Source organism: Roseimicrobium gellanilyticum, assembly GCF_003315205.1.
GTDB classification, from domain to species: domain Bacteria; phylum Verrucomicrobiota; class Verrucomicrobiia; order Verrucomicrobiales; family Verrucomicrobiaceae; genus Roseimicrobium; species Roseimicrobium gellanilyticum.
Window position 1 is genome coordinate 235,567 of record NZ_QNRR01000007.1, and the last position, 20,169, is coordinate 255,735.

The window sequence follows — 20,169 nt, forward strand, 5'->3', positions numbered from 1 at the left end:
CTCCTTTTTGAGGAGAGCGGAGTCGACTCCGCATCACGCCTCGCAAGCAGGGGTGGTCGCATAATTTGAACGAACGGCTGAATTCTTATTGCAATTGCGTCTCAGGTGCTTTAGAAGCAGCTCATGACGGCAGCCTCCATTCGCCCTGAGACTCTCCACGGAGACCTGCGTGCGGACGGTTTTCGTATCCGCATCTGGCGCTTTCATGCGGGAAGGGACACGAGGCTTGAGTTTGGCATTTCCTCAGAGTCCACGGTCATGGCCTTGAGCTTCACGGGTCGACTGGTGTTTGCGAGCCAGGATGGCCAGGTGAGGATTGCTTCGGAGCAGCTTGTGGTGGCCTCCAAGGTGCGCCCTGAATCGCAATGGATTGCTTTGGAGGGAGGGCGGCATCGGGGCCTGATGGTCGAGCTGGCTCCCCACCTGATGGCGCAGCTCGGTGGCGTGGAGCGCGGGGTACGGCCGTCGCACGAAGTCGTACAGAGCGTCACCGTCAATCGTATCGGTCAGGGGGATGTGTCCCGTGTGCCCACCGTGGTGCTCAGCTTGGCACAGCAGCTCAGCACCCCTCCTGCCCACACGGCATGCCTTCCCATCTGGTTTCAGGCCAAGGTGATGGAACTCGCCTCTCTGACTCTCTTTGCCCCAGCCATCCAACCGATGAACACCTCAAACGAACCTGCCGGAAGGGAGAGCCTTGAGCGCGCTCTCTTCCTCCTCGAACGGGATCTGGAAAATCCTCCCACGCTGGAAATGCTGGCTCAGGAGGTAGGTTGCGGGCCATTCCATCTCAGCCGGCTCTTTGGGAAGCTCACGGGAAAGACCATGCCAGAGTTTCTCAGGCAAAAGCGCATGGAGCGCGCGGCCCTCATGCTCCGCACCACGCGGCAAAGCGTGAGCGAGATCGCCCTGGCAGTGGGGTACGAAAGCTTCAGCGCCTTCACTCGGGCGTTTGTGCGTGAGGTCGGTTCGACTCCGACCACCTACCGCGCCCACGGCGGAATGTTGCCAATTGCGGCACAGCAGCCAGCAACCTGAGTCAAGCAAGCCTCCCAATCTCGCTATCATTCCGCCATGCACTTGAGACGAAATCGCAATAACAGCTCGCCCGAGTCTTCCCGGCTCATGGCAGCGAAGGCGATGGGTCTCTGCACGGTTCACGCAGCGGACGGCGGACCGGAAAACTTTTTCTCAACACTCCCAAGACCAATTTCGGCACCGGGTGGTGCCGGGTGAGGGGCATCCTGCTGGCCGTGTCCATGCTGACAGCCTGAGCAACTGTTGGCACCAAAAAATGGCGCGGCTGGCGGGATGTCCAAGTCCCCCTTCCCCAGCACGGGGTGCGGCACTCGCATGCAGGCATGGAGCGTCGCAAAGGAATATGCCAATCGCGGAGCGCTGAGGAGAACGGGAGACGAGTCAGCGATTGAGAGCCATGAGTTGAAAACCGAGAAGCAACGTCAGGCGCGAATCATCTGTCAGATGTCTCCGCCGCTGCCCGTTCCGTTGATCTGATTGACTCATCCACTCACCCAAGTTGCTCATGAATTCCCGGCAAACCTCCTCATGGCCTCGCTCCAGAAGATTCGTGCTCGCACTCCCATGTCTTTCCTTCCTTGCAGTGGTGCTTTCTGCGGGTGTTGCGGCTGAGGATGCTGCGCCTTCCACGCTGCCGTCATTGCCCGAAGCGGTGACGAGTTTCGGCGGCGCCATCAGTGAGGACGGTCAACTCTTCGCGTACGGTGGTCACAAAGCAGGCACGCATGAGTGGTCGCTGGACACGACAAGCGGCAAACTGAACCGGCTCGATCTGTCCAAGCCGGGGGCTGCCTGGGAAACGCTAGGCGAGGGGCCGAAGGTGCAAAGCCCTGGTCTCGCTGTGCACGCGGGAAAGGTCTACCTCATCGGTGGCATGCAGCCGCAGAATAAGGAGGGCTCGAAGGCGGAGCTGCTTTCGCTGAATCACGCGATGATGTTTGATCCGGCGGTCAAGGAATGGAAAAAACTTCCTAACCTGCCTGCGGGTAGGTCCAGTCACGAAGTAGCGGTGCTGGATGGCAAGCTCTACGTAGCCGGTGGATGGCCGCTCGACACGCGCAAATCCGAAACGAAGCCGGATGATGCTGAGGTGGAGCGTGGCTACCACAACACCATGCTGGTGCTGGACCTTGCCAAGCCAGATGCCTGGCAAAGTGTGCCCCAGCCCTTCCAACGCCGTGCGCTCTCTGTGGTGGCGAGCCAGGGAAAAATCTACGCACTCGGTGGCATGAATGAGAAGAACGAGGTGACGGCGGATGCGGATGTGTATGACGTGAAGTCCGGCAAATGGGAAAAGCTTCCCGAGATTCCCATCGTCTCCAAGAAGACCAAGGCCTTTGCCACGGCTGCATGTGCCCTGGACGGACGGGTATTGGTGAGTCCTGCAGGTGGGAAGATCTTCGCGCTCTCACCGGACGCGAAATCCTGGATCGAAGTTGGTGAGCTCCAGACCCATCGTCTTTTCCACCACATCGAACCCTGGAAGAACAGCCGGGTCATTGCGCTCGGCGGTACCAAAGGCACCAAGCCGATCGATAGCGTGGAAATCGTCACCATCGCACCGCCGTCGACCGTGAGCGCGAAGTAGTCATTCCCTTTCTGATATCCTCTCAATCCTCACAAACTCCCGAACGTCCATGCTGCCACGCTTCCTCTCCACGCTCTCGATTCTGCTTTGCCTGACATCCGCCATCTCCGCGCATGAAGTCTGGATTGAGGAACTGGATGGCAAGCTGGTGGTGCGCTTCGCGGAGTATGGCGAAGAGTATGAGAAGTCACCGGGACACCTCGATTCGCTGACGGCACCCCAGGCGTGGACCACCGGCGAAGACGGCAAGCCCGCGCCATTCGAAGTGCAGAAGAAAGCGGATCACTTCCTCCTGGTTGGCGCGACCACGGCCAAGGGCGCGACGGCAGAGACGGGCTTTCCTGTGATGAAGCGCGGCGATGCTCCGGCTCGCAAACCGAACTTCTATGCGCGCTGGCACCATGCGGCCGCGGGTGAGGCCAAGCCTGCGATGATGTTCGACATTGTGCCGACGGCGACTCCTGGTGAGGTGCAGGTGTTTTTCCGGGGCAAGCCGATGGCCGACACGAAGGTCTTTGTCGTGCCGCCGCAGGGCAAGGAAGAAGAACTCACCACGGACAAGGATGGCAAGGCCAAGTTCACCATCGGCAAGTCCGGTAACTACCTGCTCTATTGCAAGCATCATCGCGAAGACCTTCCTGGGTTCTCGGGTGGCGTGGCCTACGAAGCGCTGAGCCACAATTGCTCCCTGCTGTGGAAGCAACCCTAAATCGATAGCACGGTGAGCGGTGAGCGGTGCGGCAGTGGGACGGTGGGAGCTTCTTTGAAGTGATGACTGTCCCTAGGCGGCGAGGCGCTTTTCAAGGTCCTTGCGTACAATGGGCGCGAGGGCCTCGATGGTGAGGAGCTTCTCCAACGTCTCGGTGGCTTCTTCATTGAGGCGATGGACTCCGAGGAGATCGCGCACCGTGACGCGCAGCGGGTGCTGCTCCACGATTTCAATGGTGTCTCCCATGGCGAGCGTGCCTTCTTGGAGCACCTTGTAGTAGAAGCCACTGTGGCCACTTTGCAGGAAGGGCTTCAGGATATCAGGGCGACCGACCTTGTGCGCGAACTTGAAGCAAGGCAATCGCTCACAGGTAACTTGGAGCAGGACATTGCCCATGCGGTGGACATCGCCGATGCAGACTTCCGTTTCGACAAGGCCGCTGGTAGTCAGGTTCTCACCGAAGGTGCCGTGTGCCAGTGATTCTGCGCCGAGGAATTTTGCCCAGTGAGGATAGTGCTCGATGGGATAAGCGTAGACCGCTTGATGTTCCCCGCCGTGAACGGTGAGATCTGCCTGTCCATCACCAGCGAGCCCCAGTTTGCGTAACTCCACCGGGCCGGTCACCGGCTCCTTGTAGATACCCGTGGGCACTGCCTTTCCGTTGATTTCGATCACGCGGGGCATGGCGACATTCACGGAGAGGATTTGCATGGGGCGAGAGTGGGAGTTGGGTGCAAGCGGACGGCACAACGTGCCGCATGATTCACGCCAACAGTACGGTTGCGGTGGGCGGATTGGTGCCGCCGATTAAAAACCATCACCGCACCGCCACATACGTACCCGTGAATCGCACACAGGTCTGTGCATTCTCGGTGACCGTGCAGGTGAGCTGGATGCGAGCTTTGCCTTTTTGGGTGAACTGTCTGTGAAAGCTCTGCATCAGAGCTGCATCAGGGCGCTCACACACCACGCGAATCAAGGGCTCCTTGACCGGATGGAGATAGGAGATGGTACTTTCCTTCACCACGACGTGAGGCTTGGAGGTGTGCGTGCCGGCTTCTTCTTCACGACTTTGCCCTTCGAGATCCAGCCAGAGCAGCGCATAGCCTGCAAGCGTGCACAGCGCGCTCAGGCTCCCTCCAAAGGCCGTGCCAAGATGGTTGTGATTGGTCTCAAGAGGGGCGGTAAGAACCAGGTGGCCCGTGTGGGCTTCGTAGGACTCAATGCCCACGCCCATCGCGCGGGTGATGGGGATCTGGGCATGGAGGTACGCTTCGGTTGTCTGGCAAAGAGCCTGCGGGTCGGTGGGCATGATTCGTGGTTGCGCACCATGGGAAGCGCTTCGCCACAGGCAAGTGGGGATGCAGGAGCATGGGGTGGTGTTGCAGGAACCACTAGTGACACTAACAGGAGGTCAAATTGGGGAGGAGTTGGGAGCTTCTCAGCGCCGCCGATCTAAAAATCACCCAATTGACCCCGCACCAGAGATGTCTAGGCTCAATCTCAGGCGGGTGCATCTTCTTGGGTAACCACCAGTTACGATAGCAATTTCATGAATCTAAGCTTCGTCACAGATACGTCGACGTTGTGCGTTTTTGATCTGGAGGCACTCAGACATCGTTTACATGATGATGCTGATTGGTGGAGCATACCTGAAGATGAAGTGGCAGAGGTTAACCTGGGAAATGTCGCTTTCCTGGGATTGGGGAAAGACGGCCGATTTGATGTGAGGCTTGTGGACGAGGTGCACAACGGCATCTGTGTTATGCTAAAATGTCCGTCTGGCAGGATGTTTATTGGTGCTGGCGAGGAGGTGACAGGCGGAGAGCTGGAACCGGAAGCAGTTCGAGGCGGTGGATTCTATCGAGTGGAACCCGGGACATATGTAGTCCACGCAGCACTCGTTGTTCCGAACCAAATCCAACTCAGCTTGTCGCGAACTGTCAATTCGCCCGTGAACAGGTTTCTCGTGCCGGTGAGCCTTATGGAAAAAAACCACATCTAGCGGACTATCCGCGGACATCTATCGGCGGCGCGAAAAGAGGGCCATACCATATTCACCCTTCACTTCGCCTTCAACTCCGCCAGCATGCTCTTTAGCTTCTCTGCGATCTTGGTGGAGGCATCCACTTCCAGATAACTGCTGCGGGCGCGCCAGGTTTCGTAGCCGCCCAGCTTGTGTTGCTCGGGCGTGGGAAGATAGCCGTTGTAGCCGTTGGCGAGAGAGACGGTGAAGTGGCGGGTGAAGGGCGTGCTCTTCTTCAGGTCGAGGCCGATCTCCACAAACGTCTCGCAGGGGATGGTGGCGATGCTGAGATCACCGATGCGATAGGCTTGCAGCTTCACAGGGACTTTGTCGGGATAGTCGGCGAGCTTCACGGTCTCACGGGCATAGATGGCCTTGCGGTCGGCCCACTGACCGTCTTTGTCCTTGGGGACGGTCTCGAGTATTTGCCTGGCTTGGGCGAGGCCCGCAGCGTCCGCTTTGCGCACGCCAAGCTGGAGCACGGTTTCCGAGGTGCCGAGCATGGTCGTGGGTGACCACTTCAGGTTGTCATAGGCGCCCATGGCGGCGTCAGCCACGCTGCGTGCGACGTTCTTGATCTGTTCACCGGGTTGGCGCTTCAGGCGGATGGGAGAGGCGAAGTTGATGTTGTTGATGTCGCCGCTGGTGCCGTTCGACATGATGCCGACAAACGCAGGCTTGCCCTGATAGCGCGTATCGGTGGCCTTGAGGCGCCCGGCCATTTCATGGGCGAACGCGGCGAAGTAGTCGGCGGAGATGGCTGGATTGCCGCCCACATAGTGGAGGCTGTAATTCGCCAACAGGGCGAGGGGGCGCTTGTCCTCGGCGGATCGCACAGCAAGGATGCCCACATCCGGATCCACGGGACCGGCGGGCACGGAGACCTTGGGATTCTGTGCGCCGGGATTCATCCAGGCACGGTCCGTCGTGACGGAGAAGGGGTTCTCATACTGCTCCTGCTCCTTCACGCGCCAGCGCCGGTTGAAGACCTGCGAGGGATCGCTGCCGAAGCCCCATGCGATTTCTGCGGGTTCCAGATTTTCATGTGCCTTGATCAAGCCCTCTGCGATGAGAGCGGGCACCGTGGCCACATAGTCCATGTCGGGGTCGCTCTGGAATGCAGGACCGAGAGCCGCGGCAGAGTGCGTATGCGTGGCGGAAATCATGATCTGGCCAGCAGGTACCCCGGTCCTTTTTGAGGCGATTTCCTTGGCCTTGTCGCAGATGTCCTGCGGGATCATGCAGGCATCTACCACACACAGGATGATTTCCACTGCACCGTCATGGATGGCCACACAGCGCGCGTGCATCGGGTCCGTGATCGCTTGTGCAAATCCTCCCTTCATGCTGCCATTCACCGCAGAGGGAAATTTGGTGGGGGAGATGTCCTGGGCATAGGCGCCTGCGCGGAGAGTCCCCGCAGCATAAATAGCAGACGGCATCAGGATGCACGTAGCGAGCAACACAGGGAGCAGGAGAAAAGACCAGCGTGTCATGCGTGCTGGTACGCGGTCCGTTTCCGCCTTCTTTGCCTTGCATCACAAACCGAGGGAACGTGGCCACATTCGGCACATGCAGGGCTCTATGCGGCTGGCACGTGCAGAACATGGCGGAGTCCCTGCTCCACACGTGTTCATGTTTCTCAGGAGAACACCACCGTCTTGTTCCGGTACACCAGCAGACGATTCATCACATGCCACCAGAGGGCCTTGGCGAGCACGGTCTTTTCCAGGTCCTTTCCAAGGCGCACCAGATCCGCCACGCTGTCTTCATGAGACACGCGCATCACGTCCTGATGGATGATGGGGCCCTGATCGAGGTCCTCGGTCACGTAGTGACTGGTGGCGCCGATAATCTTCACCCCGCGCTCGTAGGCCTGATGATAGGGCTTCGCTCCCACGAAGGCGGGCAGGAAGGAGTGGTGGATATTCAGGATGGCGTCCGGGAATTCACGGATGAGCGCCGGGCTCACAATCTGCATGTAGCGAGCGAGCACCACGGTATCGATCCCGTGCTCGCGAAGCAGGGCGATTTGAGCTTCTTCCTGCGCGGCCTTGTTTGCCGGCGTGATGGGGAAGTGGTGGAAGGGAATGCCGAAGCGTTCCGCCGCAGGGCGCAGTACTTCGTGATTGCTGACCACCACGGGAATCTCCACCGGCAGCTCACCAGCTTCATGACGTGAGAGCAGATCGTACAGGCAATGGCTTTCCTTCGAGACGAAGAGGGCGAGCCGCTTCCGCTGGCTGGCGAAGTGCAGCTTCCACCACATCTGGTGGCGGCGACCCAGGATGGAGAATCGCGAGTCGATCTCCTCCTTCTCCAGATGGAACTTCTCCAAGGACCACTCCACGCGCATGAAGAAGAGATTGCCCAGAGGATCGATGTGCTGCTCGAGATCGAGGATGTTCCCGCCGTGGGAGAAGATGAACCCGGTCACATCATGGACCAGTCCAGGCTGGTCCGGGCAATGAATGAGCAGGGTGGCGGTGTCTGAAGTGGGCATTGCTCCAAGTTTCGACAGATTTCGGGTGTCGGCAACCTTTCGCCCACGGGTGTGGTCCGATGTTACCCGGGCGGAAGCATGGATGGTCCATCCTTGCACCACATTCCCAGAGACCGAAGTTGCAACCTGATGACCGTCGCATCTTTGGCTTCGAGCTTCACTTCGTGACCCTCGCCCTCACGCTGACAGAGGACTCGAAGGACGAGGTCACAGGATGGTGGCTCATCGCCATTGACCTGAAGACCGATGAGGTGCGTTTCATCACCCCGCTGTACTTTGAGCAGTGGTGGGTGGAGCCTCATCGGGCCGTTCCAGCTCTCAGGCGAACTCACATTCCAGCCGTTCTGGGACAAGAGCTGTGCGGTGACCTGAACGGCCGGAGGCGCGCCATTCCAGGAATCGCCCGCCCGTAGCGCGCTGAACATGTCTTCCAGCAGGTAGTCCGAGTCGCCCGGTCGATCGGCCCATGGTGTGCCTTCGTATGGCAGGGGCTGCTTCAATTGCACCTCCAGAAAGGCACTGCCTACGACGAGAGCTCCCTCCCGGGGCACGTATCCCGAGGTGGCATGATCCATGACCATGAACCGGAGTTTGAGTGGTGGCAGGTTGCTCCTGGACTCGTCGCTTTCGACGGTGCCCTCAAACATCCATCCCTTATCGCCGAAGAACTCGATGGCACGCAGGTTTTCCACCTTGGTCACAAAGGTGTACCAGAGGGGCTCCTCGGAAGGCTGGAACGAGCGAAGATTTTCGTTGGAAATGGTGACCCTGGAGAGGTCGGCCGGGGCGACGTCTGGCTCCTTCTCCTTCCGCATAGCGCGCTGTATTTCCAGAAGTGGCCCCTGAGTGATCTCGAAACTCGATTCCATGGGGGACAGGTCTGAGACCAGCGCCCCGAGGTCGGCCAGATAGTGTCCGCCTGGGCGGAGCAGTGGCTGGTGGTCCGCGTAGTCGGGGTCAAATGCCTCGAGCTGTGTCCCGCGTTGCGTCAGCATATGAAGAGCCCCAGCGCAGGCGAGATCCTCATCCTCCAAGGTGTCCAGCAGTTCCACTTCCGCAGGTTCGCCATCTACGAGTATGGGATAGGCGGCTTGCATGAGAAGGCCCTCCGACTTCGAGCGCTCGATGAGGATCGCAATGCCCACGCCATCCTGGCTTACGCTGGCGGACTGAAATTGCTCTGAAGGGGTCTCCCTGAGCGGGCTGCCCCATCCCTGCCAGACCGAGGTGGGAAAGGCCTTCAGGAAGCTGTCGAAATCCGCCAGGGCTTCATAGCGGTCATCACCCAGGAGCAAACGGAGCGTCCAGTGCATGAGTCAGAGTTTTGCGATGCGCATGCTCATTCGCCACCAAGGTTCCTAAACTCAAGGGAAATCGTAAAGCGATGGGCAGATCCACTTCATGAGAGAAGTGGTGCTCGGGAAGGGACTCGAACCCTTAAGCCTTTCGGCACAAGATCCTTAGTCTTGCGCGTATACCAATTCCGCCACCCGAGCGGGAGGGGACCGAGAGTATGCGTAGTCTCGCGACGTGTGCAAGCAGTTTGAGCACTTTCGCTGACAATAAAATGGTCCGGCCCTTTCCAAGGGACGGACCAAATGGTGTCAGGGTGAGACCGATCCAGAGGGCGGCTATCGGGGATCCCGGCCAGTGGCTTCCACGTACTGCTGTTTCACGCTGTCGTAGCGTTCCTGCCAGCGCACGATGTCCCGCTGGAGTTCCATGTTCTGGCGCTCCAGCCACAGGGTGCGGCTGCGGGTGGCGCCGCCGCCTTCCGCCGTGCTTTCCTCCCCATAGCCCACGCCGGACTCGAGTGTGCCACGCACACGGTGGGGACTGGCCTTGAAGAAGGGCATCTCGCTGATGCGGCTGCGGTTGCCGTCCGCGGTATTGATCACGGTCACATGGTCATCGATTTCACCGGTGGCCAGGAACTCCTGAAGAGTGCCGACGCTCGTGGGTCCGTAGAGAAAATTGTCCGGCATCTCAATCAGCCAGTCCATCTGCAGTTCGGCCACCATGGGCGCGCGCCGCCAGGTGACCTTCTCGTCATTGCTCACACGATCCAGCGGGGAAATTTTGGCACCTGCGGCCCAAATCCGGAGCTGTTCCAATGGAGCCGGACCAAAAACTTCATTGTCCGTGACCTTGAGGAGATACCACGAATTGTCGCTCATGTTCAGGATTCTAGCGGGATGGACGGGCCGCTTCCAAGAAAAAAGCACGGACGGGGGAGGATTCGTCGTTTTGATGTTGGTTTGCTTGCGTGCACTTGCTTATCTTGAATCTATGGAGTTACCGATGCCGAAGAATCTGCTTCCACCCCTTTTGCGCCTCAGTTTTGCCCTGACCTGCGGCCTGGTGCTGCCCATGTGCCAGTCCACCTCGACCACAACGGGGGATGCTTCCGCCGCGGCTCCACACGCGGGACCGCTCACCGGGGCAGAAATTGCGGACAAGCAGGAGGGTGTGGATGTGGGCAAGCTCCTTTCCATGACGTACGACGAGGCGAAGAAGGTGAGCCCGAACAGCCTTGCCGTGCCGCCCTTTTACAAGCTGACCGCGGATGAGATTACGGTGCTGCGGACCAATGCCAAGGGGCAGCCGGAGCGTGTGCGCGCCAAGGGGAAGGTGTTTGTGCAGATCGATTTCCGTGAGAAGCTGGTGGCGCTGGCCCAGGAGGCCTACATCGAGTCCGATGGCGAAGTGATCCTTCGTGGCCGCCCGCTCCTGAAGCGGGGCCGCAGCGTGGTGGAAGGCCTGAGCGAAACGACGGTGTATTACATCAAAGGAACCCGTCTCCAGGTGATTGGAAAGCATCGTCTGGCCAAGCAGGAGGGCGGCATCGAGAGCCCCCATGGCGGTACCATCCGGCCCAGCTTTGACGTGCAGCCCACGTGGCGTCGCGCGTGGAAGGATGGCCCGAACCCACTCCTCCCTGCGTTGACTCCTTCCGTGGTGCCAGCCGAAATGCGTGCCAGCCCCCTGCTGCCACCGGTGCAGAACTCCAGTGATCTGCCGAAGCTCCTCGTGCCGGATGATGATCCGCCGATCCCTTCGACAAACGGAGCGAAGCCGCTGCCCGTGCCGCCGCCGCCACAATAAGGGGCGGCCAGCCCTCCCTGCGGGACCATTCACGGCGGCCTCACGTCATTTCTGTGAGGCTCGCCAGGCTGCGATGCGTTGAATTCCAGTGTCGATCTCTGCTTGGGCTCTCACCGTGAGGTCAGCCAGGGCAGATAAAGTTGTCGGATGGCACTGACGACCGTGACCCTTCAGGGTCTCACTGGTGCATGCTATCTTGGGGCTTGCTCGTCTCGGAAAGCTGCGCGTTGAGCGCACGCTCATCCCTCTGCTGTGCCAGAGTGATGAAGTACTGCTTCTTTACCGCGGGATCTTTCTCATGTGGCGACACACATGGCTGTAAGCGCCATCCTGCTGATGGATGAAAAGACTGGATTCACAGTGAGAACACGTCCCAAAGACGGGCTTCTTTGGATCGCGACCAACTAAAGGGGCGCAACTGGGGGTGGATGCTCCTGCGACATGAAGTGGGAGAAGGATGGCAAATCGTGCGTGAATGCATGCGCTCTCACGAATGACGGGCAAAAGCGGGAATGAATCAGGCTCGACCTTACCGAAGCCCGGTCCGGCGCGGAGATTGCTCGACAGAAACATCGACATTGATGTCAGAAATGAGAATTTAACAAATCCTGAAAAAATTGCTTCCCTGAAAGGACTGGAGCTGTTAAATGCTAGTCATTGTTAACTTTTTACACCGCATGTCAGCCCTTGCAGTTGAGAACTATCGCTCGCGCACCGGGACCCCGGCGGAACCCACGGCCGATCCAGTAAGGGCGGCCCACATGGCCAACTCCTTCCTAAGGACCGCATTGGACCAGGCGAGCGAGGGGATCATGATTGTGGCACCCGGACTCCAGCATAACCTCGGCCCCCGCATCCTGCTGCACAACACGCGGATGGCGGCGCTGGTGGGAGCGGAGCCCCGCACGGGACTGTGTGATCGATTCATCACCCAACTCGCTGCGACTGAGGAGGAGGCGACTGATCTGCTGCGTGTGCTGCGCGCGACCGTGAAGCAGGGTGGCGCCGCCCAGTGGGAAGGCGGACTGAGGACACTTTTCGGCGGCAAGGTGGTGCGCTGCATCTGGCGCATCCGTGCGGTGATGGATGAGCATGGCCGTGTGTACAACTACACGCTCTCCGTGACCCAAGCTCCGGCACCATCGGCTGTGGAGCGCAATGGTTATGCACTGGAGGGCGTCATGAGCGACTCCCGCCGTCTGCGCAATGACAATCTCGCCACCATGGCGGTGGGCGTGTTTCACGACCTGAACAACCTGCTCGGCATCATGATGACGAACCTCTCTGAGGCGGCCATGATCACGCCGCCGCAGGGGCAGGTGAGTTCGCATGTGGACGAGGCTCTCGCCGCGGCACGGCAGGCCTGCGATTTCGTGAAGGAGACGATGCGCATGGCCAAGGACATGCCGGAAAATCGTTCTGCCTCGGACGTGGCCCAGATCATCCGCATGACCGCCCGCATCACGCAGAGCGGCAGCGGGGTGAATCTGCACATGAGCCTGCCCAAGGACCTGTGGTGGGCGGTGGTGGATGCCCCGCGCATCTCGCAAGTGCTGCAGAACCTGATCCTGAACGGCATTCAGGCCATGAATAATCATGGTCATATGGACGTGCTCGCGCGGAACATTGTGGCGCCTCAGGGGCACCATTCGCTGCGTCCGGGCCCTTATGTGGAAATCCTGGTCCGCGACCGCGGCTGCGGCATGGACCCGGCAGATGCCGCCCGCGCGCTGAACGAATCCTTCACCCGCAAGCCGAATGGCAACGGTGTGGGCCTGACCACTTGCAAGCACATCATCACGGAGCACGGCGGGCAGATCGCGGTGTCCTCCATGAAGAACGTGGGTACGGAAGTCATGTTCTGGCTGCCGGCCACCCAGCCTCTGCAGGGCAAGGACGCCGCACCTGTCGCTCCGCCACGCCTCAAGTCTGGTCTCGGTACCATCCTGGTCGTGGATGACGAGGAGCGTCTGCGCAAGGTGGTGCATGCCGTGCTGAAACGCTGCGGCTATCGTGTCTTTGAAGCCTCCAGTGGTGAAGAGGCTGTGCAAGCCTACCGGCAGCTCATGCGCCAGAATGATGATGTGGACATCGTCATCATGGATCTCACCCTGAAGGGTACCCTCACGGGGGAGAAGGCCATGATGGAAATCTGCGCCATGGATCCCTCTGCGAAGGTCATCGCCTCCAGTGGTGGCATGCTGGAAGAGTCCCGTGAGGGCTTCCTCTCACAAGGTTTCTGTGATGTCCTTCCCAAGCCCTATCTGGCAGCCGATGTCTCGAACGTGGTGCATCAGGTCCTGATGAAAGACATCAAGGGCGAACACTCTGGACGGGCAGCCTGAGGATCAAGGGCAGTCATCGTTTTCGCAAGGTGGGCGAATAGTCCCCCAGCGGGGTGGCCGTCCACCATTCGCCTGTCTTTTGGCGAGTTTCCGCATCCGTGAACTGGTAGCGGTAGAACTTTGCCCGGACCGCATGGATGGACTCGATGGGAAAGGGAGGCGGCTCCATGAGGGAGTAGATCCTCTCGTCATGCCGTAAAAGCGCTTCCAGATACCTGCCGAACCACGCCATCTGCGGATTCTGCAGGTCTCGCTGGGGGATGAAGCCGGGGTAGAATGCGGCGAACCACATCTGCCAGTCCAACCGCGGCTGATGCGGAGCGACGAAGGGTGGCGCCCGATCCAGCAGTCTAGGCTTCCACTTGAACTCCAAGGGCTGGAAGTAGGCGCCGTCGTCGCTGACCTCGATGATGATCTCATTCCGCTCCGTGGTCATGACCCGGAAGAGGCCGTAGCTATTGATGGTGCGGAAGGGGGCAAGGTACTCGGTGCAGTCTGAGAGTGTGCTGAAGAGCGCACCGGTCTTCGGAATGTTTTCGCGAACGGCCACGGCGATGCTGAATAGCAACATCAGTGATACGACGGCACCTTGCCCCACAAGCATCCACGTGGGAGGTGCTGCTGGTGGCGTTTCCGTCCAGCGGAGCCACCGCTTCAGGAATGCCGGCCAGCAGGTGTCGTCGAGGACCGAGAATGAGAGGAGGATCGTGAGCCAGTTGAAGAAGGTGTAGTTGCCCGTCAAAAGGACGACAAACATCAGCCCGGTGAAGGAGAAGGCGACCACGAGATTCAGTGTGCGTATCGTCTGTACCCAAGCCGGGGCCAGCAGGCGCCAAACCCATGCGACTACGATGAGGAACGGTACTACAAGCTCCACGACAAACATAAGAACGCAGGAGGCCTTGTGGAACCAGAGCGGGAAGTGATGGACGTGCCAGGCAACCCAGGTGGGGATGGGCTGTGACTCGTAGTGATAGGACAGGGCGGTGAGGTTGTGCCAGTTGGGATCGCCTGCAGTGATCTTCGTGAGGCCGGAGAGGAACATCAATTTCAGTATCAGCGCCTGCGGGAGAAGCATCGTCACTCGCGACGGAGACGGCGTCTTGTCATGAATGCGCCCGATGTAGAGCCGCCATGGCGAGATGAGGGCGGCGATGAATCCGGCCTCCAGCAGCAGGGTGTCCCACTGGAAGCTTAGGAAGACATCACCGGTGGTGCAGATGGAGAGGTAGGCAAACCACAGGGCAAGCAGCAGCGGCCCCTGCAGCACACCTGCCATCACCAACACCGCCGCTGCACAGGCACCCCAGCACAGCCACTGGGCAATCGCATCGCTGTAGCCCAGCCAATACGCTGTGGGCACCTTTGCCCACGGAGTGAAGTCATTGATCTCCGCCGCCTGAAGGACCCGCTCCAGAAACTTCGGCACGGGCATCAGCCCCTGATCGCCGGTCAGCGCGTCCATTTGCGACGACCACGAGATGAATGCGATCAAATAGATCGCTCCGAGCGCGCGGGGGAAGAGCCAGCCAAAGACACGGTACGTGGGAGATGCCATGCGTGCCCGAATCTCTCAGGTCCGGTGCACTCTGTCACGCATCACATCCTGCAAGATAGAAGAACAGAGAAGAGCCAACTACTCCACCTCTGGTGGCACTGCGCCATAGGTCCACGCACGACCGAAACGCCCAATCTTCGGAGGCTCCGGCATGGGGTCGGGTTTCAGTTGCTTCGAAAGCTCGATGCCAGCATCTGCCATCTGGGTGCCGGCGGTGACCTCGAGATTGCTGTAGTAGGTGAGACGCGTCTCATAGCCGCCGCCATTGGGTCCGAAGGCTTCCTCCGTGGGCACATACCCGGTGCATCCATTGGCCAGTTCCGTGGGGAAGGTCATGGGGAAGCCGCTGTCCTTTTTGATGCGCAGGCCGTTCGCCACGAAATACTCCGCGGGATTGCTCACGCATACGACCGGCCCGACCTGGATGGCCTGCACTTCCACCTCACAGGTTGGTTCTTTTTTTACCAGTGCATCGAGCATCACGATTTCCTTCGCGAACATCCAGTCCGTGGTGTCGCCGGCGGGTTTGGGCTGGGTTACGATTTCCATGCTTTTCTTGACTCGTTCCGCAGAAGGAATGCGGCGCTTGATGGGGAAGACCTTTTGCTTCGCATCGAGCGTGGCTTCCGTAGTCTTCGGCATGGAGAGGATGACCTTCACGGCTTCCGCGCCTACGCGTCCACCCACGAGCCTGGACCACTCCTCGGGACCGGGACGTTGATACTGGCTCATGTTGTCCACCTGGGTGATGTCTCCGCAGGCTCCCTGGAGGAAGACCACGGGCGTGCGGGTCTGGAAGGCTCCCTGAATGGTCTGCTCCAGATACTGGATCCAGTTTGCCGAGATGCCGCCGGGGCTGGTGGTGGCATGGCAGGCAAAGTTCACCACACATCCGAGCATGGCCCCGGTATTGATATCCCACGCGGCAATCACACCCACTTCGGGATCGATGGGACCGGCGTAGTCCACGATGTCGGGATTGCCTGGTCCGGGGTGACTGTAGGCGAGGCCATTCTTCATCTTCATGCGCCGGTTGAAGGACACCTTGTCCTCATGTCCCCTGCCGAAGCCGAGGCTGGCAGGTTGCTTCGTCTTGTCCGCCCACACCACGGCGTCCACGATGGCCTTCGTCACGGTGAGGAGGAATCCAGCGTCTGCCATGGAGGATTCTTCATAACCAAGCTTCTGCACGAAGGGGGTGGCATGGTCGAGTTCGCCGGGTTGAATCATGCCCACAGGACCCGAGGAGTGGGAATGGGAGGCACCGACCATGACGCAATCCGGGGTGATGCCACATTGCTTTGCGATCTGTTCGCGCGCATCCAGCACCACCTTGCGCGGGATGATCAGAGTATCTGTGCCCACAAGAGCCACGCGCTTCTTGCCGTCATCGAAGACAGCGGCGCGGACCTTGCAGGGATCGTGGAAGGTGCGGTGATAAGACTTCCCGTAGCCGCCCGGTTGTTCCATGCCGATGGCGGGCGTGATGTCGCGTTCTGCGAACCCTGCTTTGACTTTTGAAGTGGGAGCTGGCGCTGCGGGAGGGGCAGCATGCAAGGCACTGGCGCAGAGGGTCGCGAAGACAAGGCAGCGTAAGATGGACATGGTGGAACGTCGGGTGAAGTTGGGCTGGATAGCAAAAGGGCGCACGGCACAGCACCTTGCGTACTATTGAGGAGAACTTGCATACATTTGTTGCCCGACCCACGCAGCATCCAGAGGCTGAGAGGCGTGCGATTCCCGGGTGTCAGGCCCTGCACCTGGCGCAAACCTCCGCTGCATACATGCCATGCGTGCCATCTGGAAAGGCTCCATCAGTTTCGGGTTGGTGAACATCCCCGTTGCCCTCTATCCGGCTACTCACACGGAGGATTTGAAGTTCCGACTTCTGCGCTCCAAGGATCTGAGTCCGGTGAACTACAAGCGCGTAGCGGAGGCGGATGGCAAGGAAGTGCCCTGGGATCAGATTGTGAAGGGGTATGAGTACGAAAAGGGGAAGTTCGTGGTCATCAAGGAGGAGGACTTCAAACGCGTGGATATCGAGGCCACGCAGACCGTGGACATCCTCAACTTCGTGGAACTGGAGGAGGTGAATCCCGTCTACTTCCACAAGCCGTACTACATGGAGCCGCAGAAGGGCGGCGATCGCGCTTATATTTTGCTGCGTGAAGCGCTGGAGAGCACGGGCAAGATTGGCATCGCCAAAGTGGTCATCAAAACCCGGCAACACCTGGCCGCGCTCAAGCCGCAGGGGGACGGACTCATGCTGGAGTTGATGCACTTTGCGGCAGAGTTGCGCGACGTGGAGGAGTTCCGTCATCCGCGCGAGTCCAAGATCGCCAAGAAGGAGTTGGACATGGCTAAGGCCTTGATCTCATCCATGACGGAGAAATGGGAACCGGAAGCTTACAAGGATGACTACAGGGAGGCTCTGGAGGATATGATTGAGGAGAAGGTGAAACATCCGGACAAGGCACCGCCAAAGAAGGCGGCGAAGAAGCGTCCCAGCAATGTCATCGACCTTGTGGCAGTGTTGCAAGAGAGCATGCGGGAAGGCTCCAAGGCGAAGAAGAAGACCGCAAAAGCCGCCTCGCCTTCGAAGAAGAAACCTGCGGCGAAGAAACGGACGAAGACCCGCAAGGCTGCCTAGGCAGTGCGCATGGCAAGGAGTCATCACCATGGCCTCGCTCAAGGAATACAAGCGCAAGCGCAACTTCGCGATCACTACCGAGCCGGAGGGACGGGTGGAAAAGTCGAAGCGGAAGCAACCGCGGTTTGTCATCCAGAAGCATGATGCCACCCGGCTGCACTATGATTTCCGTTTGGAAATGGGCGGCACCTTGATCTCATGGGCTGTACCAAAAGGGCTGCCGATGGTGAAAGGAGAGAAGCACCTCGCAGTGAAGGTGGAGGATCATCCCATTTCGTACATCGACTTCGAAGGAACCATTCCGCAGGGGCAGTATGGTGGCGGCACCGTGCAGGTGTGGGATCGTGGAACATATGAACCTCTGAGCAAGACTCCCAAGAAAGAACTGGATGGAGGCAAGCTTCACGTGATGCTGAAGGGCAAGAAGCTCAATGGCGAGTGGTACCTGGTGCGGCTGAAGAGTGAGGAGAATCAGTGGCTTATCATCAAGGGAGGTGAGGATCACAAGAATCTCTCCAAGAAAGTGCATGCCCAATCGGCGCTCTCGGGCAAGACCATGGCGCAGCTCGCGAAAAGTGACCACGTCTGGCAGTCGAAAGCCAGGGGGCCGCATTCAGGCAACGGGCATGGCTCATTGAAGGAACGACTGGCGGAAGCCCGGGAGTCGGTCAGGACGCCGAGGAAGGTGGCACGCGCGAACTCCACATCAAAGACTCCAAAGAAGAAGCCGGCCTTGAAGGCCAAATTTCTCGAACCGATGAAGGCACGCATCGAAGATAAAGTGCCGCCGGGTGATTGGATCTATGAAATCAAGTTCGATGGTTTCCGCGCGGTCACCTACAAGAAGGGAAAGGCCGTGCATCTCCTTTCCCGGACCAACCATGACCTGGCGGCGAAGTTTCCGGATGTCGTGGAGGCGATGGAAGGCATAGACGCCCAGAATGCGATTGTTGACGGCGAAATTGTCGCGCTCGACAAAGCGGGACGGTCTTCCTTTCAGCTTCTTCAGGCTTATGAGCTCGGCCAGGAGCGGCCGCCGCTCTGCTACTATGTCTTTGATATTCTCGCCCTGAATGGCAAGAGCACACGCGACCTTCCGCTGGAAGAGAGGCGTGAAAAACTCAAGGCCATCCTGCCGGAGTTCTCGGACATCATCCGCTTTTCCGCTTCCATCGGGACGGAGGCTGAGAAGCTGCTGAAAAAAGCCGGCGCCCTCGGACTGGAGGGTCTGATCGGGAAACGCAAGGGCTCACGCTACGAGGTCGGCCAGCGCAGCGGCGCGTGGATCAAGCTGAAGATCGTCCGGGAACAGGAGTTTGTGATCGGTGGCTACACACCGCCGGGTGGCACCCGGCAGCACATCGGTGCGTTGCTGGTGGGGGTGTATCAAAAGGGGAAGCTGGTGTACTCCGGTAAAGTCGGTACGGGCTACACCGGCGCGGTGCTGAAGGACCTGCATGCACGATTCAAGAAGGTCACGGCGAAGACCTGTCCCTTCACAGACCTTCCGGAGGAGCGTGAGGGAAGATATGGTCAGGGCATTACCGCGAGTGTGATGAAGAAGTGCCACTGGGTGAAGCCGGTGCTGGTGTGTCAGGTGAAATTCTCCGAGTGGACCCGGGACAACCGGTTGCGCCAGCCTGTGTACCTGGGCCTGCGTGAAGACAAGAAGGCAAAGGATGTCATTCGCGAATCCGCCAGCAAACTCTCATGAGCGACAGGAAGAAGACTACGCTGAAAATAGGCAAGCGCGAGGTGGCCGTGTCCAACCTCGATAAGGTCTTCTATCCCGAGACGGGATTCACGAAGGGACAGGTCATCGACTACTACGCACGCATCGCTCCCGTGCTGGTGCCTCATGTCAAAGGTCGGCCTGTCTCGCTGAAGCGCTATCCCGACGGGGTGAATGGCATGTTCTTCTATGAGAAGCAATGTCCCTCACATGCTCCTGATTGGATCAAGAAGAAGACGGTCAAGGTGGCCAAGGACAACGGCGAGTACATTGACTACTGCGTATTTGATGAACTCCCAGCCCTGGTGTGGGCGGCGAACATCGCGAACTTGGAGCTGCATACTTTCCAGCATCGGCGTGGAGCGTTGCAACGACCGACTGCCCTGGTGTTTGACCTCGATCCCGGTCCGCCCGCCGACGTCGTGCAGTGCTGTCAGGTGGCGCTCTGGTTGCGAAAGATGTTTGCCGCGCTGGATCTGGAGTGTTTCCCGAAGACTTCAGGGTCCAAGGGGATGCAACTGGTGGTGCCGCTGAATACAGCCACCAACTATGACAAAACGAAGGCCTTTGCGCATCAAGTGGCGGATACACTGGCAGCAGAGCATCCTGAGATGGTGGTTTCTGACATGAAGAAAAGTCTGCGCAAAGGGAAGGTCTTCATCGACTGGAGCCAGAATGATGACAAGAAGACCACGGTAAGTGTCTACTCCCTGCGTGCAAAAGAGGTGCCCTCCGTGTCTACGCCACTGAAGTGGAGCGAGGTGGAGTCCGCCTGGAAAAACCGGGCGAAAGGGAAGAAGGGGAAAGTGCTCGTATTCGAAGCAGACGAGGTGCTGAAACGTGTGAAGAAGTTTGGCGATCTTTTTGAACCGGTGTTGACGATGAAGCAGAAGCTGCCGAAGATCGGGTGAGCAT

Annotated in this window: 17 protein-coding genes and 1 tRNA gene; 9 read left to right on the forward strand and 9 right to left on the reverse strand. The window is 59.2% G+C overall.

Features of this window, described 5'->3' with window-relative positions; all coding sequences use genetic code 11:
• Positions 1-123: 123 nt before the first annotated feature.
• From DES53_RS19595 to DES53_RS19605, 3 genes are all read left to right on the forward strand, one after another.
• Entirely contained in the window at positions 124-1,038 is a 915-nt protein-coding gene (locus DES53_RS19595; RefSeq protein WP_113959998.1) for a helix-turn-helix transcriptional regulator, read from the forward strand.
• Between the two features lie 550 nt (positions 1,039-1,588).
• Positions 1,589-2,626: a Kelch repeat-containing protein gene (locus DES53_RS19600; RefSeq protein ID WP_170157233.1), complete on the forward strand. Its 1,038-nt coding sequence runs from the start codon at positions 1,589-1,591 to the stop codon at positions 2,624-2,626.
• A gap of 49 nt (positions 2,627-2,675) precedes the next feature.
• Positions 2,676-3,335: a DUF4198 domain-containing protein gene (locus DES53_RS19605; protein WP_113960000.1), complete on the forward strand. Its 660-nt coding sequence runs from the start codon at positions 2,676-2,678 to the stop codon at positions 3,333-3,335.
• Between the two features lie 72 nt (positions 3,336-3,407).
• Here DES53_RS19605 and DES53_RS19610 read toward each other — a convergent pair whose 3' ends face one another.
• Positions 3,408-4,046: an MOSC domain-containing protein gene (locus tag DES53_RS19610; protein WP_113960001.1), complete on the reverse strand. Its 639-nt coding sequence runs from the start codon at positions 4,044-4,046 to the stop codon at positions 3,408-3,410.
• Between the two features lie 106 nt (positions 4,047-4,152).
• Positions 4,153-4,647: a YiiD C-terminal domain-containing protein gene (locus DES53_RS19615; RefSeq protein ID WP_113960002.1), complete on the reverse strand. Its 495-nt coding sequence runs from the start codon at positions 4,645-4,647 to the stop codon at positions 4,153-4,155.
• Between the two features lie 240 nt (positions 4,648-4,887).
• On the opposite strand from DES53_RS19615, the gene DES53_RS19620 reads away from it, so the two are divergent.
• The gene (locus DES53_RS19620; RefSeq protein WP_211325619.1) at positions 4,888-5,340 is read left to right on the forward strand and encodes a DUF6386 family protein; all 453 of its coding nucleotides are present in this window, start codon (positions 4,888-4,890) and stop codon (positions 5,338-5,340) included.
• Positions 5,341-5,399: 59 nt separating this feature from the next.
• Here DES53_RS19620 and DES53_RS19625 read toward each other — a convergent pair whose 3' ends face one another.
• From DES53_RS19625 to DES53_RS19645, 5 genes are all read right to left on the reverse strand, one after another.
• Complete coding sequence (locus tag DES53_RS19625) at positions 5,400-6,857, reverse strand: hypothetical protein (protein ID WP_170157234.1); 1,458 nt, start codon at positions 6,855-6,857, stop codon at positions 5,400-5,402.
• Positions 6,858-7,003: 146 nt separating this feature from the next.
• On the reverse strand, positions 7,004-7,864 hold the full coding sequence (gene purU / locus DES53_RS19630) for a formyltetrahydrofolate deformylase (RefSeq protein ID WP_113960004.1): 861 nt from the start codon (positions 7,862-7,864) through the stop codon (positions 7,004-7,006).
• 62 nt (positions 7,865-7,926) lie between these two features.
• The gene (locus DES53_RS19635) at positions 7,927-9,177 is read right to left on the reverse strand and encodes a hypothetical protein (protein WP_113960005.1); all 1,251 of its coding nucleotides are present in this window, start codon (positions 9,175-9,177) and stop codon (positions 7,927-7,929) included.
• 98 nt (positions 9,178-9,275) lie between these two features.
• Positions 9,276-9,360: transfer RNA gene (locus DES53_RS19640), tRNA-Leu, on the reverse strand.
• A 135-nt stretch (positions 9,361-9,495) separates the two neighbouring features.
• On the reverse strand, positions 9,496-10,041 hold the full coding sequence (locus DES53_RS19645) for a hypothetical protein (protein ID WP_113960006.1): 546 nt from the start codon (positions 10,039-10,041) through the stop codon (positions 9,496-9,498).
• Between the two features lie 124 nt (positions 10,042-10,165).
• On the opposite strand from DES53_RS19645, the gene DES53_RS19650 reads away from it, so the two are divergent.
• On the forward strand, positions 10,166-10,969 hold the full coding sequence (locus DES53_RS19650; RefSeq protein WP_113960007.1) for an LptA/OstA family protein: 804 nt from the start codon (positions 10,166-10,168) through the stop codon (positions 10,967-10,969).
• 677 nt (positions 10,970-11,646) lie between these two features.
• Positions 11,647-13,314 (forward strand): ATP-binding response regulator, encoded by a 1,668-nt coding sequence (locus DES53_RS19655; protein ID WP_170157235.1) that lies wholly within the window; start codon positions 11,647-11,649, stop codon positions 13,312-13,314.
• 13 nt (positions 13,315-13,327) lie between these two features.
• On the opposite strand, the gene DES53_RS19660 is transcribed toward DES53_RS19655, so the two are convergent.
• Both DES53_RS19660 and DES53_RS19665 read right to left on the reverse strand, forming a co-directional pair.
• A complete protein-coding gene (locus DES53_RS19660; RefSeq protein ID WP_113960009.1) occupies positions 13,328-14,872 on the reverse strand; it encodes a lipase maturation factor family protein in 1,545 nt (514 codons plus the stop codon).
• Between the two features lie 78 nt (positions 14,873-14,950).
• Positions 14,951-16,477 (reverse strand): neutral/alkaline non-lysosomal ceramidase N-terminal domain-containing protein, encoded by a 1,527-nt coding sequence (locus tag DES53_RS19665; protein ID WP_211325620.1) that lies wholly within the window; start codon positions 16,475-16,477, stop codon positions 14,951-14,953.
• 184 nt (positions 16,478-16,661) lie between these two features.
• On the opposite strand from DES53_RS19665, the gene ku reads away from it, so the two are divergent.
• The 3 genes from ku to ligD (DES53_RS19680) are packed head-to-tail and all read left to right on the forward strand — an operon-like array spanning position 16,662 to position 20,165.
• Positions 16,662-17,522, forward strand: coding sequence for a non-homologous end joining protein Ku (gene ku / locus DES53_RS19670; protein WP_113960010.1), 861 nt, complete (start codon positions 16,662-16,664; stop codon positions 17,520-17,522).
• A 28-nt stretch (positions 17,523-17,550) separates the two neighbouring features.
• Positions 17,551-19,236: a non-homologous end-joining DNA ligase gene (ligD, locus tag DES53_RS19675; RefSeq protein ID WP_113960011.1), complete on the forward strand. Its 1,686-nt coding sequence runs from the start codon at positions 17,551-17,553 to the stop codon at positions 19,234-19,236.
• Entirely contained in the window at positions 19,233-20,165 is a 933-nt protein-coding gene (gene ligD / locus DES53_RS19680; RefSeq protein ID WP_113960012.1) for a non-homologous end-joining DNA ligase, read from the forward strand. Before ligD (DES53_RS19675) ends, ligD (DES53_RS19680) begins: the two co-directional genes overlap by 4 nt.
• Positions 20,166-20,169: the final 4 nt, after the last annotated feature.

Coding starts and splice junctions, on each gene's coding strand:
- DES53_RS19665 (WP_211325620.1), bottom strand. CDS start 16,477: ATGTCCATCTTACGCTGCCTTGTCTTCGCGACCCTCTGCGCCAGTGCC.
- DES53_RS19660 (WP_113960009.1), bottom strand. CDS start 14,872: ATGGCATCTCCCACGTACCGTGTCTTTGGCTGGCTCTTCCCCCGCGCG.
- DES53_RS19620 (WP_211325619.1), top strand. CDS start 4,888: ATGAATCTAAGCTTCGTCACAGATACGTCGACGTTGTGCGTTTTTGAT.
- DES53_RS19650 (WP_113960007.1), top strand. CDS start 10,166: ATGCCGAAGAATCTGCTTCCACCCCTTTTGCGCCTCAGTTTTGCCCTG.
- DES53_RS19595 (WP_113959998.1), top strand. CDS start 124: ATGACGGCAGCCTCCATTCGCCCTGAGACTCTCCACGGAGACCTGCGT.
- DES53_RS19645 (WP_113960006.1), bottom strand. CDS start 10,041: ATGAGCGACAATTCGTGGTATCTCCTCAAGGTCACGGACAATGAAGTT.
- DES53_RS19655 (WP_170157235.1), top strand. CDS start 11,647: ATGTCAGCCCTTGCAGTTGAGAACTATCGCTCGCGCACCGGGACCCCG.
- DES53_RS19605 (WP_113960000.1), top strand. CDS start 2,676: ATGCTGCCACGCTTCCTCTCCACGCTCTCGATTCTGCTTTGCCTGACA.
- ku (WP_113960010.1), top strand. CDS start 16,662: ATGCGTGCCATCTGGAAAGGCTCCATCAGTTTCGGGTTGGTGAACATC.
- ligD (WP_113960011.1), top strand. CDS start 17,551: ATGGCCTCGCTCAAGGAATACAAGCGCAAGCGCAACTTCGCGATCACT.
- DES53_RS19635 (WP_113960005.1), bottom strand. CDS start 9,177: ATGCACTGGACGCTCCGTTTGCTCCTGGGTGATGACCGCTATGAAGCC.
- DES53_RS19615 (WP_113960002.1), bottom strand. CDS start 4,647: ATGCCCACCGACCCGCAGGCTCTTTGCCAGACAACCGAAGCGTACCTC.
- purU (WP_113960004.1), bottom strand. CDS start 7,864: ATGCCCACTTCAGACACCGCCACCCTGCTCATTCATTGCCCGGACCAG.
- ligD (WP_113960012.1), top strand. CDS start 19,233: ATGAGCGACAGGAAGAAGACTACGCTGAAAATAGGCAAGCGCGAGGTG.
- DES53_RS19610 (WP_113960001.1), bottom strand. CDS start 4,046: ATGCAAATCCTCTCCGTGAATGTCGCCATGCCCCGCGTGATCGAAATC.
- DES53_RS19625 (WP_170157234.1), bottom strand. CDS start 6,857: ATGACACGCTGGTCTTTTCTCCTGCTCCCTGTGTTGCTCGCTACGTGC.